The 13,570-nt window shown below is 51.8% G+C and carries 16 protein-coding genes and 2 pseudogenes; 6 read left to right on the forward strand and 12 right to left on the reverse strand.

Features of this window, described 5'->3' with window-relative positions; genetic code table 11:
- Positions 1-181: 181 nt before the first annotated feature.
- The 3 genes from queD to DG357_RS02845 all read right to left on the reverse strand — a co-directional run bounded on the left by queD (position 182) and on the right by DG357_RS02845 (position 2,667).
- Positions 182-547, reverse strand: a complete 366-nt coding sequence (gene queD, locus DG357_RS02835) for a 6-carboxytetrahydropterin synthase QueD (protein WP_088204637.1) — start codon at positions 545-547, stop codon at positions 182-184.
- Positions 548-1,069: 522 nt separating this feature from the next.
- Positions 1,070-1,654 carry a class I SAM-dependent methyltransferase gene (locus tag DG357_RS02840; RefSeq protein ID WP_088204636.1) on the reverse strand — a complete coding sequence of 195 codons (585 nt, stop codon included), beginning with the start codon at positions 1,652-1,654 and terminating at the stop codon, positions 1,070-1,072.
- The gene (locus tag DG357_RS02845) at positions 1,654-2,667 is read right to left on the reverse strand and encodes an HNH endonuclease family protein (protein ID WP_088204635.1); all 1,014 of its coding nucleotides are present in this window, start codon (positions 2,665-2,667) and stop codon (positions 1,654-1,656) included. Before DG357_RS02845 ends, DG357_RS02840 begins: the two co-directional genes overlap by 1 nt.
- Before the next feature lie 639 nt (positions 2,668-3,306).
- Between DG357_RS02845 and DG357_RS02855 the strand changes: the two are divergent.
- The 4 genes and pseudogenes from DG357_RS02855 to DG357_RS02875 all read left to right on the forward strand — a co-directional run bounded on the left by DG357_RS02855 (position 3,307) and on the right by DG357_RS02875 (position 5,725).
- Positions 3,307-3,822, forward strand: a pseudogene (locus DG357_RS02855) (DUF2778 domain-containing protein).
- Positions 3,803-4,321 (forward strand): hypothetical protein, encoded by a 519-nt coding sequence (locus tag DG357_RS02860; RefSeq protein ID WP_088204634.1) that lies wholly within the window; start codon positions 3,803-3,805, stop codon positions 4,319-4,321. Before DG357_RS02855 ends, DG357_RS02860 begins: the two are co-directional and overlap by 20 nt.
- Position 4,322: 1 nt before the next feature.
- Positions 4,323-4,808 (forward strand): Hcp family type VI secretion system effector, encoded by a 486-nt coding sequence (locus DG357_RS02865; protein ID WP_088204633.1) that lies wholly within the window; start codon positions 4,323-4,325, stop codon positions 4,806-4,808.
- Positions 4,809-5,251: 443 nt separating this feature from the next.
- On the forward strand, positions 5,252-5,725 hold the full coding sequence (locus DG357_RS02875) for a SymE family type I addiction module toxin (protein WP_088204632.1): 474 nt from the start codon (positions 5,252-5,254) through the stop codon (positions 5,723-5,725).
- 79 nt (positions 5,726-5,804) lie between these two features.
- On the opposite strand, the gene DG357_RS23080 is transcribed toward DG357_RS02875, so the two are convergent.
- The 8 genes and pseudogenes from DG357_RS23080 to trpS all read right to left on the reverse strand — a co-directional run bounded on the left by DG357_RS23080 (position 5,805) and on the right by trpS (position 10,659).
- Positions 5,805-5,990 (reverse strand): hypothetical protein, encoded by a 186-nt coding sequence (locus tag DG357_RS23080; protein WP_224222665.1) that lies wholly within the window; start codon positions 5,988-5,990, stop codon positions 5,805-5,807.
- Positions 5,987-6,268 carry a DUF6392 family protein gene (locus DG357_RS22910; protein ID WP_159087771.1) on the reverse strand — a complete coding sequence of 94 codons (282 nt, stop codon included), beginning with the start codon at positions 6,266-6,268 and terminating at the stop codon, positions 5,987-5,989. Before DG357_RS22910 ends, DG357_RS23080 begins: the two co-directional genes overlap by 4 nt.
- A gap of 156 nt (positions 6,269-6,424) precedes the next feature.
- A complete protein-coding gene (locus tag DG357_RS02885) occupies positions 6,425-6,676 on the reverse strand; it encodes a DUF7683 domain-containing protein (RefSeq protein ID WP_088204631.1) in 252 nt (83 codons plus the stop codon).
- Positions 6,677-6,694: 18 nt separating this feature from the next.
- Positions 6,695-6,945: pseudogene (locus DG357_RS02890) on the reverse strand (bacteriocin immunity protein).
- A gap of 67 nt (positions 6,946-7,012) precedes the next feature.
- Positions 7,013-7,261: a bacteriocin immunity protein gene (locus DG357_RS02895; RefSeq protein ID WP_088204630.1), complete on the reverse strand. Its 249-nt coding sequence runs from the start codon at positions 7,259-7,261 to the stop codon at positions 7,013-7,015.
- Between the two features lies 1 nt (position 7,262).
- Positions 7,263-8,921 (reverse strand): S-type pyocin domain-containing protein, encoded by a 1,659-nt coding sequence (locus DG357_RS02900; protein ID WP_088204629.1) that lies wholly within the window; start codon positions 8,919-8,921, stop codon positions 7,263-7,265.
- Positions 8,922-8,924: 3 nt separating this feature from the next.
- Complete coding sequence (locus tag DG357_RS02905) at positions 8,925-9,407, reverse strand: hypothetical protein (RefSeq protein WP_088204628.1); 483 nt, start codon at positions 9,405-9,407, stop codon at positions 8,925-8,927.
- Between the two features lie 250 nt (positions 9,408-9,657).
- Positions 9,658-10,659 (reverse strand): tryptophan--tRNA ligase, encoded by a 1,002-nt coding sequence (trpS, locus tag DG357_RS02910; RefSeq protein ID WP_088204627.1) that lies wholly within the window; start codon positions 10,657-10,659, stop codon positions 9,658-9,660.
- A gap of 198 nt (positions 10,660-10,857) precedes the next feature.
- Here trpS and fosA point away from each other — a divergent pair, with 198 nt between their 5' ends.
- Entirely contained in the window at positions 10,858-11,283 is a 426-nt protein-coding gene (gene fosA, locus DG357_RS02915; RefSeq protein ID WP_088204626.1) for a FosA/FosA2 family fosfomycin resistance glutathione transferase, read from the forward strand.
- Here the strand turns inward: fosA and DG357_RS02920 are convergent.
- Positions 11,269-12,276 (reverse strand): LacI family DNA-binding transcriptional regulator, encoded by a 1,008-nt coding sequence (locus tag DG357_RS02920; RefSeq protein WP_088204625.1) that lies wholly within the window; start codon positions 12,274-12,276, stop codon positions 11,269-11,271. The genes fosA and DG357_RS02920 overlap by 15 nt on opposite strands.
- Before the next feature lie 185 nt (positions 12,277-12,461).
- Between DG357_RS02920 and DG357_RS02925 the strand changes: the two genes are divergently transcribed.
- Entirely contained in the window at positions 12,462-13,550 is a 1,089-nt protein-coding gene (locus tag DG357_RS02925) for a cellulase family glycosylhydrolase (RefSeq protein WP_063942943.1), read from the forward strand.
- Positions 13,551-13,570: the final 20 nt, after the last annotated feature.

Raw genomic sequence — 13,570 nt, forward strand, 5'->3', positions numbered from 1 at the left:
CATTTCCAACTACTATTTTTCGTATTAGTAGTATCGAGTTTAACTTAAGACTCATTAAATTGATCTGAACTAGGTGATTAATCAATTGCAATATATGAAATATTCTTGCTGTAGTACTTACATATAACAATGGGATTTTAAAAGAATAGATAGCCAATATAATTTTGGCTATCTAGATAAGTTATTTTATGCCGCGATAAATGCAGCCTGCAGAGCATGTCTCTTTCACGACGACTGCGCTAAGGATCGGGAGTTGAGGTTTAATCTGATTCCAAATCCATTCAGCAAGCACTTCGCTGGTAGGGTTTTCCAGGCCTGGAATGTCATTGAGATAGTAATGGTCCAGCCTATCCAAAGTAGGTTTAAAAATCGCTTTTAGTTCGGCGAAATCAATAATCCAACCAGTGTGCTTATCCACATCATCGGTTATCTCGAGTCGCACGACAAAGGAATGTCCGTGTAAGCGACCGCATTTATGGCCTTCCGGAACATTCGGAAGACGGTGTGCGGCTTCAAAGGTGAAATCTTTGTATAACGTAGTTTTCATAGTGACCTCATTTTTTTGTTATACAGTAACAATAAGAACCAAGATCTCCTAGCATTTCTGAGTTAGCTGCCACTACTCTTTTGATAGACAAAAACAGTCCGGTCTAGCTATACCGGACTGTTTTCGATTGTGAGCCTTTAGGCGGGATGGGCATGACGCTAAATTGTGGGTTATCGGTAGCCACAGCCGAACGTTGAACACTTTATTTGATGCCCTCTTAATGGTGTTAAAATGGTGGAAAGGAAAAACCTCAAGATTTTCAAATGGTCACAGTTGCTAGTTGGCTGGCGGCTCAAGTACATCAACTCAGGAAGTAACGTTCACCATGTAATCGGCTGCATATTGTGAGCATTACCAGCCGACTTTACTGACCCTGGGAAAAGGAGGTCTGGTCTAAACCCTATCAGGTAAAAGGGGACATTTTCTATCTGTACTTCAATGCCACCACGGGTGAAGTTGAGCTGACCAAGGTGATAAATGACTGAGTTAATTTACTCCGTATCGATTAGCACCGCCTGATAATCAAGCGGCGTTTTTTCGTAATATTCCATTCAGCCATGTCTCATCTCTGTCCGGTCGGTTATCCTGCGTCGCCCACAGCGAAGCGCTCTCCATCCCCGGAACCGTCTTCAGCAACTCCCGCAATCCCTCTTCATCCAGGTCCGTAAACCGTCTTTCCCCCTGCACACGCTCACCATTGCCATACTTAAACGACACGTACCAGACGCCGCCAGGCTTAAGCGCATCCGCAAGCTTCTGCATCACCGCAGGCAACTCAGAAGAGGGGACATGCAGCAAAGAGGCACAGCACCAGATCCCATCGAACTGCGCTTTACTCTCGATTTCTGAAAACGCCATCAACTGCACGGGTAACCCGGTATGTTGCCTTGCCAGCTCCACCATCGCGGGAGAGGCATCAAAAGCATCCACCAGATAACCCATCTCATGAAAGGCTTTTGCATCCCGGCCAGAACCGCACCCAGCATCCAGAACCCGGGCACCGTGAGGCAGATGTTGGGTAAAAGCCTCGTAAAGCGGGGTCATATCGACATTGACCGTGCCATCGAAGAAATCCTGTGCGTGATTCTGATAGTAGTGAAGTGTCATTAAAACGTTGCCTCGCCTTCCACGTTGGGTTTCCAGGTATGGATAAGTTTGTCCAGCGCGGCCTGCCAGTTACGCTGAAGAAAGCTTCTCCGTGCTTCAGGACGTTGCCCTGTCTGTAGAACAATCGTCTCATGCAACGGCAGTTTGCTCTGAATAAAATACTCATTGCGGGTGTGTAACCGTTGCAGGAGCCTGAGGTCGGGAATGCGTGCATATTTACCTTCGACGCCACGGTTACAACATCGACAGGCCAGCACTAAGTTCCATACGCCGTTAATATTGCTCACTTCATTGCGGGCAGCCCAGGGAATAAAGTGGTCGACGTCCGCCAGTTCTGCATCTCCCGGTACTAGGCTGATGGGTTTGAAGCAGTAAAAGCATCGTCCTTTCTGGTAACCATTAAGGCTGTCGCGGCAGCTGGTGATGTCTACGCGACGCGCGTTCACCCTCGTGAACAACAGCTGATTATCTTCGTCGAACTCCACGCCCACAAGATTACGAGAAATCCCCATCGACCAGGCCTGTTCTACCAGGTTCCAGCGGGCATTGGTTTCAAAAGCGAGGTTTTTATACTGCAGGCGTTCGCCCAGTAAAAAGAAGTTATCCGTCAGGCGGATCCCATTGTTGGTTTTGCGCTCATCGAGGAAAAAACGTTTATCGATCTCGCCCTGGTTGACGTAGTGAAAGGCATCAATCACGTTGTTAAAGCCAAGGCGCACCGTCGCTTCAATGAGCTGGGCGTGGGTGATTTCACCTCTGTTGAACTTCAGACAGGTTTCCAGAAATTGGCTGCTGCGGGAGGTGATCTGTTTTGGCGCATGTTTCAGGTGCTCGCAAAGATAGCGGCTAAACGGCACGGCAAGCTGGTCGAGCGTTATCAAATCGCTGCCCGTCTTATCCACTTCATACAATGCTGACGCCAGCGCAAATTTGTAAGATGCGACGTTCCTTCCAAAGAGGATCACACCACGCCAGTAGTTCTCAAGCGTCGGATCGGCCTGATAAAATTCCATCAATGAAGTCCTGTTACGGTTGGCTGGGCAGGGCGTTACTAAAGCCTGTAACAGGATCACATAACAAAATCAGGGTGATGTAAATCGTTAATCTATAGGTCTGATGAATTTTTGTGGGATCTGAGAAGAAGGGCTGGATGCGACGGATTTGTCGTTAAAGGCAAGTTAGCGAATGAATAGATTTATGGATGAGGAAAATAAGACTGATTTTTCAAGCCTGCGATTTACCAGTATCCCCCAAACCCATTCCCTGAATCCCCCTTGTATTTCCCAATTTTACCTGTCGCAAAACCGCTGTATTTATATTCAGTTCTGTATAATAGGCAGCGGTAATTACGCCAGTCGGAAAAACGCCTCTTCATGGGGATGTCCTCATGAGGCTTATGAAGACATTACTAGCATCAGGGAGCAGGTCACTCTGCCAGCGGTTCGGTCATGCCCCTGAGGGCACATGGTCAACTTGATAAACCTAGCTTCCTGACACACCTCTGATGTTACCGCCTAACGGCCTTACGCGTTGTCTTACCACCAACGGGCTATTGTCTGAAAATCAGAGGTCTCTCGGAAGAAAACCTTCTTATGTCCGATTGCGTAGGAGTACGATAAGCCAACAAATCATTATAGATAAAAGGGTTATCTATGGCTCTACATGGAAAGTTCGTAATTAATGATGCGTACTATTCCCCGTTATCGTTTCCTGGTATAGGCACGTTTTTAGCTTTCTCTGGTAATGGTGCTTACCGTAATCGTGGGGCATGTGGAATGATGCCCAAAGAGGGGCCAGTACCAGCGGGTAAATAATGGATTGTTGACCGCCCTCAAGGTGGACTCAAGTCACAGCTAAACACAGTGGGAAGAGACATTTATAATCACTTCGCCAATGGTACAACATTCAAACATTCTGAATGGTTCGCATTATGGCGTGATGTTTGGGGGATCGACGATTACACATGGATTGAGAGCGTTCAGCGTGGCAATTTCCGTTTGCATCCAGGCGTACTATCAGAAGGTTGTATCACTCTCCCACATGATTCTGATTTTGCCATGTTGCGTAATGCTCTGTTGAGAAGCCAGAGAATAGATGTTCCTTGCATGAGGAAGCTACAGGCATACGGCACGATTGAGGTGATTTCCAATGGCAAAACATGCCCTTAGTTTATTCATCAAGATAGTGCTGTTCGCTGTTGTTGTGCTGATCGTTGCTGAAATGGTTCCGTATGATGGATTAGTTAATTCTATTACGGGGCTTTTTGATTTCCAAAGCGCCGACAAGTTTACCCGCTTCATTTTGGGTGAACCTGATTCAGAAGTTTGGGAATCGTTAGACGCCTATTTTAGCATCTTAATCAATACGTTAATCAGCGTACCTGTCATGAGCGCCATTACCACGGCGTACAGTGGCACGACACACAAAGTTAGTCCAGCTGGTATCCCCAGAGAGTGGTTCAGTTCCACATTGCGACGGTTAGCTAAAATCTTCGGGTTTACCTTCCTGTTTTGGGCGTTGTTTCGCTTGCTGCCTTATCAGTCTTTATTCCCGGATCAAACGTATTCAAATTTCACAATAGCGGCGATTGTGGGCTTTCAGTTGCTCTTAACGATTGTTTGCTACTGGTTCATCACGATGAAAATCACAACTAAAAGGAGTTTGTAAAATGCCTATTCCGGCTTACATGTGGCTTAAGGACGATGGCGGCGCAGACATTAAAGGAGCTGTAGACGTTCAGGATCGTGAGGGGAGTATAGAGATTGTTGGCTTTAGTCATGGGCTGAACATTCCAGTAGACAGTGCCAACGGGAAGATTACTGGCAAGCGTTCACATTCTCCGATGATGATTAAAAAGGAGTTTGATAGCTCCAGCCCGTATCTATACAAAGCCGTTGCCACCGGCCAAACGTTGAAAAGTGCGGAGATTCGCTGGTATCGCATTAACCATGCAGGACAAGAAGAGTGCTACTTCGTCATGACCATTGAGGGTGTGAAAGTGACGGGCATTAACCCAGGGATGCCAAACGCTAAGATGGCAGGAAACTCACAGATCAACCACATGGAATCTGTTTCCCTGATGTATGACAAAATCACCTGGCGTTATGTTGATGGTAATGTCCAGTATACGGACGATTGGAACGTAAGAGCGTAACAAATAGAAAGGAGGCATTGAGTGCCTCCTCTTTATTAACGCTTATCCTCTCAAAGGAGCCTGTCCGTAATGCTGTGTAACTGCCATCGTATTAAAGGCGATCGCTCAGTCGGTCACCGAACTTGATAATAAAACGACTCATTGCCAGCCCGCAGAGCGGCGAATGGTTGCTCTGAGGTCCATGCGGGCGCTCACCTTATATTCTGATAGTCCTCGCTGCGTAATTTCCCTGACCCAACCCTTTTCCTGAATCCCCCTCGCAAATTTTAAATTTACCCCGCACCAAACTGCTGTATTTATATTCAGCCCTGTATAATGGTCACCAGAATTTACGCCGAATGGCAAAGGAAGTATCAAAGAATATTTAACGAGAGAATTCGCGATATGAAGGTGCTGCAACACCCCCATACCGCTAACCACAACCAACTTGATAGGAGTTGTATATGGCTGCGACGAATTTTAAGCCAGAGTTTACCGTTTGCAAAACAGAATCAGACGCTTTCACCGGCATGATTGAAAACCGCGAGTTGGTACGCAAAAACAGCGCCCGCCGTCTTCACGGCAACCCGCCTAACGCGGCGCCCGTCCATCCCCGAGCGGAAACGCCGCAGGACAGTGCCGCCTGCTGCGAACTGTATGCACGCATAGACATGAAATATCTTCTTCTGGGCGGCGAGTGGTTAACCCGTGCAGGCTTTATCAACGGCATGCCGGTAAAAATCCGCGCCATGAAAGACTGCATTGTGATTACACCACAGCATACAAGAGAATTATGGGGATGCCTTGAAGGGATGAGCATGGTGAATATAAATAAGCAGAAAGTCGCGCAGTGGTTGAAGACCTTTCCGGGAGCGCTGAATGATACAGGTGATATACCGGCTGTTAAACGTGGAACAGGGAAGGCGATGTCGGAGTAACCGTGCTTCCCACCTCATGTAATCCTTGAAGCAATAAAACGATACGGGCATGTTATCCCATGCCCGTAATCTTCAGAAATCACTCGTGCTTTACCTGCTCTTTCACAGCCTTAACCAGCACAGCGTGAAGTTCGCCGACGGTTAAATCGCGTATAACAGGTTCGGGTATGCCATGCAACCAGCGCATAAACCTACAGATGCCAAAAAAATCTATACCCTCGCCCGTAAACAGATACTCATTCTCAGCAAGAGAGAACGTTTTCATATAGCCATCTTCTTCCGTGGTAAGCTGAACGCCAAACGCTTCTTCGCAGTCTTCCTGTAGGTCTTCGCCGTCCCTACCACAAATATGCAAATCGGCCTCAATTTAAGGTTTATCACAACAAGAGCTTGAGCTTCTCTCAAAAAACTTAAATTGATGCCTTCTTTTGCCATTTCCAGGTGTTGGTTCATAGAGCCTGAATGTCCCTTTGGATATGTTTTCCATGAAATAAATCCTGCATCTACCAATTCGTCATGACTTTTCCCTGGATAAACAATCATTGCCTCATGTTTGTAATCATCTGTATAAGTCCACCCTATAGTTTAAACGTAAGCTTTTTTTTCTCGTTTCAGGATTTAGAGTTATAAAGTACCGTCCAGATGTAAATTCTTAGGTTTTCGAAATGAGAAAAGGGGCATTATATATTTAATCTTCATTTAAAGCTCTCCTCCTGAAAGCTGAAAAATTAAATCGTCCGAGTAGAATGTTTTACCTATGAGCATTTCTAAAAGATGTGCCTGTTTTTCGTTTATATTATAAACACCGATGCCATACGAGAAGTCGGCTTCATCTTCCTCTGAAATACCCATAATGTCATACAGCGCAGCTACATTTCGCTGAGAGATTATGATTTCATAAAGTAAAAGTTCATTTGTTTTACTGTATACATCTATAGAGTAAACGATCATTGTTTAAATCCTAAAAAATCACTTAGACTTGAAGCAAGGTTTACCATGAGGCTGACACCACTCTTTTACTTCCTGGACAACGCCTTCCGGGCTATCATCTTTTCCATCTTCAGGATAAAAATAAGATCTGTGCCAGAAGGATGCTCGGCAAGTCGTACGAACTCTTTAACCTGACGATTACCATCTTCCTCTGTTTCACTTGTGGCGGTACAAATTTTTCGCACCAGACTTAGAAATTCACTTTCAGTATAATCTCTTAAATCCTTCATTGTTTTTAACTTTTTGAATTTTATTGTACACATTCCGCGCCCGAAAGCGCGGGAGTCTCAAAGATTGTTATTCTTTAAATCCGGATTTACTATTTTCTTTACGCCACTCCTTAACTTCTCTAACAATACCTTCTGGACTATAATCTTTGCCCTCTTCAGGATAAAAAATCAGGTCAGAGCCTGCGGGATGCTCGGTAAGTCGTTTAAATTCTCTAACCAATCGATTCTCGTCTTCTTCAGTTGGTGCGTCCGCATTGCAAATTTTGCGTACCAGTTCTAAAAATTCTTCTTCTGTGTAATCACTTAACAGTCTCATATCACTCTCCTTTATGAATTTTGATGTGATGTTTTGGAGTGGTTATTCCCATATTATCAACGTCATACACCTTACCGCCCTGACGGATAGGTTGTATGTGATGAATTTCATAACGTTCTCTTTTTCCAACCGAGTCAGGTGTGCGTGTGAAAGGGGCGTTTCCTTTACGCATACTTGCGCGGTTATTGCTGATAAATTGCTCCAGCAGTCCCGGATCCCTCGACACCTCCAGCCAAAACGCCTTACGAAACTGGTCAAAGTCCGTAAATGTCTGACCACGTAACCGATCCGCTATCTGGCTTGGAATAGGAGACCCATTCCCCGCATTCGCATCAGATAACCAAACCCCGCTAACTTTTTGCCCCTTGCCTGTGACCTGTCCGGGATTGTGGCGGATATAAACATAAATCGGCGGCACCCCGCCCACCGGCAGAATCAGAATATAATCCGCAAACGTCTTCTCTTCCGGTGTCGGGCTGGTCGTCGCACCAATCCCCGTATCCTCCGGCAGCGGATCTACCACAACCGGGTTCGGTATCCGTACCGGGTTGTGATTGCCCGTATCCCACGGCTTACTCTCTCCGGTGCGGTCCGGTGTCCAGATGAGGGTGATGCCAGGGTCTTCTTCGGTAGTAAAGGTGTACGCCTGGCGTCGGCTATCCCACTCCATCGTGCGAACGCGCACGCTGTCTTTGCCGGGCGGCGTATGCCAGCCTCGCGGTGTTGGGTTGCCGCTGGCGTCGTTCTCCCAGGTGAAGCGAACGCGGGTAGGGGCTTCCCGCATCTGTTCGGCGCGCATCCTGTCGATAAAATCCTGTTCGCCGTCGTTCAGCTTGCCGGGGTACATTCCTATCAGCAGCCCTGCGACAGGGGCACCAAGGCCTCCCGTGGCTATCTCGCCAAATGCAGCGCCGCGCACGGCCCAGGTGCCAGGAGTGATTGTGCTCCCGCCAACCAGAACAAGTTCGCTGGCATCGGCGATCGCGGTCCGTGCAATCCAGGCCCTTTCTTCGTCCGCAACGGCAGCCTGATAGTCCATCTCCTCGTGATGCCCATTCCACCAAAGATAAAGCGCGCTGCGTTGCTTCGGCTTTGGGATCGCCTTACGCTTTGCCGCCTGAGCGTGTTGCGGGGCGTCGTTAGGCATGGCCTGGTAAAATGCCATCTCGGCGAAGTTGGTGTGCGGCTCGCTTCCGGTACCCGCATCGTTACATCCTTCACCACGCAGGCAGGATTTCGCAAAGACCCGATTGCGATCGCGTTCTTCTGTTCGCCGCAGCGCTTCGGCCTCTTGCTCTTTTTGGCGCGCTGCGAGCATGGTCTGATGCTTTTCCTGTGCGATCTGTTCAGGAGAGGGACCGAAGCCGAGCCACTCTCCCGATGGGGCAATCACGCGGTTGGTTCCGTGCGGGCAGCCACAAATAACGACAGAACCATCGACGGCTGAGGCTTGCCCCATCCAGTTAACGCGAGGTTCACCGTCTGCAACAACGCCCTGCTTGCCGCATTTAAGGCATGCAGTGGTTTTATCGCCGACGCGGATAACGCCGCGACCGTGCTCGGTGCAGTTGGGCAAGGTACTACAGCATATTGCGCCGGTGGTCGTTCTGTCGCCGTGCAGCGCCTGTCCGCGGCCGTAGTTCGTTGAACGGTAGCCCATGGCCTATTCTCCGGGCCAGGTTAAGAAATCCTCTTGAGGTGGAATCCCTTCGCGGGTTACCAGATAAGTACTGCCGAGCGGTGTGCTGATAATCTCGTCATCGTTATCAAGCAGGCTACCAACCAGGGCAACGCCGTGTCCTTTCCACGTAAACGCGGTTCCTGATGAGGTCATAATCGTGGCGAGCGTTCCATCCGGATAGGCCACACAGTCTCCTTCGACAATCGGGCTGGTGTAACTACCATCGTCCATGAGCATTGTGGCTTCACGATCGACGGGAAGTACCATGCCGCCCATTCGGGTCTGGCTGCCAGCCGTGGCAATCCGCCAGATGGCGGTGACGGGATGTAGTCGATGAAAGGCTTCCTGTTCGGCAATAATGGCGCGCGCGTCCTCAGGCATGGCGGCCAGTTGTTCATCGGAAAAAGGCGAACGATCTATTTCCGCTTTTAACTCAGCGGTAAATTCATTGGTATAAAGCTGCATGACAATTCCTTGTAGGGGTAGAAGAGTAAATGCAGCAATGCTAGGTTTTAGACTGTATGGCGAATATACATAAAGTGGTTAATAAACCGGGCTAAAATCCGAAATAAATATCCAGATTGATGTCGGTCATGTTCCAAGCAGGGGTTGTAATGGTTCCTGTTAATTAAAAATGTAATACTCTCTGAGTTGCCGATAAATAATATTATGCAGCGCATGTAATATTTGAATGCATACGCTGCATGACGTTATTTCAAAACACCGGCACCCCCAACCCAACCTTCATCTCCCTCAACGTCTCCTGCGTCACCCCCTGCGCCCGTTCGGTCCCGCGCTTCAGCATCGCCATCAGCTCCCCCTTGTCCTGCATATACATCGCCCGCCGCTCCCGCATCGGCGCAATCAGTTCCTGCAGGCACGCCTCCAGTTCGTTCTTACATACCCGGTCACCCAGCCCGCCCGCCTGATAGTGCGCCTTCATCGCCGCCACTTTCTCCTTGTCCGGATGAAATGCATCTAGATACGTAAACACCACGTTCCCCTCAATCTGCCCCGGGTCGCTTACCTTCAGGTGGTTCGGGTCGGTGTACATCGCGCTGACCGCACGGTGAATGGTCTCTTCACTGGCCGAAAGGTGCAGCGTGTTGCCCAGCGATTTCGACATCTTGGCGCTGCCGTCGATGCCGGGCAGGCGGCTGGTGTCGCTCAGCATCGCCTTGCAGTGGCGCAGCACCGGGGCGGGCAGCAGGCTGTTCATCTTGTGCACAATCTCGTTGGTCTGCTCAATCATCGGCAGCTGGTCGTCGCCGACGGGCACGCACTCGGCCTTGAACGCTGTGATGTCCGCTGCCTGGCTGATGGGATAGGCCATAAACCCGACCGGCAGCGAGCGGGCGAAGCCTTTCTGCGCAATCTCATTTTTCACCGTCGGGTTACGCTCCACGCGGGCGACGGTGACGATGTTCATATACAGCATCGTCAGCTCGGCGAGGGCGGGCAGGGCGGACTGGAGGCAGATCGTGGTCAGGTTCGGGTCGATGCCGGCGGCGAGGTAGTCGGCCAGCACTTCGGGGATGTTGTCGCGAATTTTTTGCGGGTTGCTGCCGTTGTCGGTCAGCCCCTGCAGGTCGGCAATCAGCACAAACTGGTTGTGTGTGTGCTGGAGCGCCACGCGCTGGCGCAGCGATCCGACAAAGTGGCCGAGGTGCAGCGGGCCGGTTGGGCGATCGCCGGTGAGGATGGTGGGTGCGTTCATAAAGACTCCTTAACGTTGTAATGCCGAAAGGGGTCTTAAAATGTGAAAGCCGCCTTTCGGCGGCTATCTGAAAATGGGGAAAACTACTCCGTGCCGCCTTTAAGAAGGCAGCCACCAGCGGTTTACGGTGAGGACGGCGTGGTTTATGTTCATCTCTTTACCGTACCACGTCCGGCGCGAAAAACAAAAGGGCACGTCATGCTGCAATCACTCAACCACCTGACCCTCGCGGTCAGCGACCTGCAAAAAAGCGTCACCTTCTGGCACGAGCTGCTGGGACTGACGCTGCACGCCCGCTGGAATACCGGGGCCTATCTCACCTGCGGCGATCTGTGGATCTGCCTGTCGTACGACGAGGCGCGCCGGTATGTGCCGCCGCAGGAGAGCGACTATACCCACTACGCGTTTACCGTGGCGGAGGAGGATTTTGAACCGTTCTCGCAAAGACTTGAGCAGGCGGGCGTCACCGTCTGGAAGCAGAACAAAAGCGAGGGGGCGTCGTTTTACTTTCTCGATCCGGACGGGCACAAGCTGGAGCTGCACGTGGGCAGCCTCGCCGCGCGGCTGGCGGCGTGTCGCGAGAAGCCCTACGCGGGCATGGTGTTTACCTCAGACAAGGCTTGAGGCACGCACCTTCAGCCTGCCCGCCAGCGTCACGTGCGTGGCGGCATCTTCCTCATTGCACAGGTACTCCACCGCCAGTCGTCCCAGCTCGCTGTAGGGCAGCTGAATACTGGTCAGCGGCGGGGTGAGCTGCTCGGAGATCTTCTGGTCGTCGTAGCCCGCCAGCAGCATATCCTGCGGGATGCGCACGCCGTTCACCGCCAGCGCCTGATAGCAACCAATCGCCAGCCAGTCGCTGGCGCAGAAGATGGCGTCCGGGCGCTCGGCCAATTCCAACAGGGCTGTGGTGGCGGTAAAGGACTCGCTGAACTGCCAGTTGGTCTGGCGCACCAGGCTATCGTCGCAGGTTAATCCGGCCTGCTGTAGCGCTGCCCGGTAGCCCGCCAGACGCTGGCGGGAGGCCTCCATCCAGCTCTCGCCGGTGATGTGGGCGATGCGCGTGGCCCCGCAGGCGATGAGGTGTTTAGTCACCTGGAAAGCATTGGCGTAGTCGTCCGGGATAAACGACGGCAGCAGCGGCGAGCCGGGGTCTCGCTGGTTGAGTAGCACCAGCGGGATGCGGGTGCAGTCGTGAAACGCCGTCATGTCCACCAGCGTGGTGACCGGAGAGGCGAGAATAATCCCGATGCAGTTGCGCTTCTCCAGCTGGCGGATAATGTTCAGCGCCAGCTCCACGTCGTCGCCGTAGTCGTAGACGGTGAGCAGGGTCTCGTTGCGCCACGCGGCTTCCCGCGCCTGGCTGATGGCGTCGATAAACGGGTCAAAACTCTGCAGCGAGCTGACCAGCAGGGCGATCTCTTCCTGGTTGCGCGGGGCGTGAACGGCGGGGAGGCGGTCATAGCCGAGCTCGGTGGCGACGCTAATCACCCGCTGGCGGGTGTCGTCGCTGAGCTTGATGTTGCGGGACTGGTTGAGCACCAGCGATACCGTTGCCTGCGACACCCCTGCCGCCCGCGCAATATCGTTCATCGTCACTTTTGTTTTTCGCTTCATCCGTCCTCTCCCTTTCGCGACTTCGCATCATACCCTAACCGCACGCTTTAGCGCCGTCGATCACGTTTCTCATTCATCGAAGCGTGAACTTTGTGAGGGGCATCGCTTTTCTAAACGCCGTGATTTGCGCATTTATCCTGCAGCTAATATTTATTAGCTAAACATTATCAGTAAGAGGATGCGTAATGAAAGAGCAGTGGAGCAGGGAGCAGGCACAGGCGTGGTATGAGCAGAAAGGCTGGCTGTGCGGGTTTAACTATTTGCCGTCGACGGCGGTGAACTGGACCGATATCTGGCAGGCAGAGACCTTCGATGCCGCAACCATTGACCGCGAGCTGGGCTGGGCGGCGGAGGCGGGCTATAACACCCTGCGCATCAACCTGCCGTTTATCGTCTGGGAGCATGACCGCGACGGGCTGATGGCGCGCATCGACCGCTTTTTGACGATTGCCGACGGTCACGGGTTCAGCACCATGCTGACCCTGATGGACGACTGCGGCTTCTCCGGTGACGAGCCGTACCTCGGCCCGCAAAAGCCGCCCGTGCCGGGCAAGCACAACAGCCAGGCGGCGGCGAGCCCCGGTCGCGATAAGGTGTGCGATCCCGACTGCTGGGCAGACATTGAACGCTATATCCGCGACGTTGTTCGCCAGTTCCGCGACGATAAGCGCGTGCTACTGTGGGATCTCTATAACGAGCCGGGCAACCGCGGCATTTTCGCGACCGGCACGCAGGAGGTGCAGTACGACGCGAAGCTGGAGACCTGCGCCCACGCGCTGATGAAGCTGGCGTTCCAGTGGGTGCGTGAAGAAGACCCGACCCAGCCGCTCACCGTCTGCGCGTGGCGCGTCCCGCCGGAAGAGGAGGGCGAGACGTTCTTCCAGCACCCGCTGGACCAGACCGCGCTGGCGCTCTCGGACGTGGTGAGCTTTCACGCCTACACCCACACGGGGCGCATGACGGCGATGATTCAGCAGCTGCAAAAGCTCGGTCGCCCGCTGTTCTGCACCGAATGGCTGGCGCGCCACGTGGGCAGCACCATCGAAGAGCAGCTTCCGCTGATGTACATGGCGAAGGTTGCGCCGTATCAGTGGGGGCTGGTGCGCGGCAAGACCCAGACGTGGCTGCCGTGGCCGGTAGTGATGAAGGAGTCCACGGACTACTGTCGCCTCTGGTTCCACGACGTGTTTGAGGAGAACGGCATTCCGTTCTCACGCGCTGAAATTGCGCTGATGAAGAAGCTGCGCAAAATCGCCCCGAATCCGCAGGGCTAATAATAACGACCCGGCGCGCT

It is taken from the genome of Enterobacter bugandensis (genome assembly GCF_900324475.1).
GTDB classification, from domain to species: domain Bacteria; phylum Pseudomonadota; class Gammaproteobacteria; order Enterobacterales; family Enterobacteriaceae; genus Enterobacter; species Enterobacter bugandensis.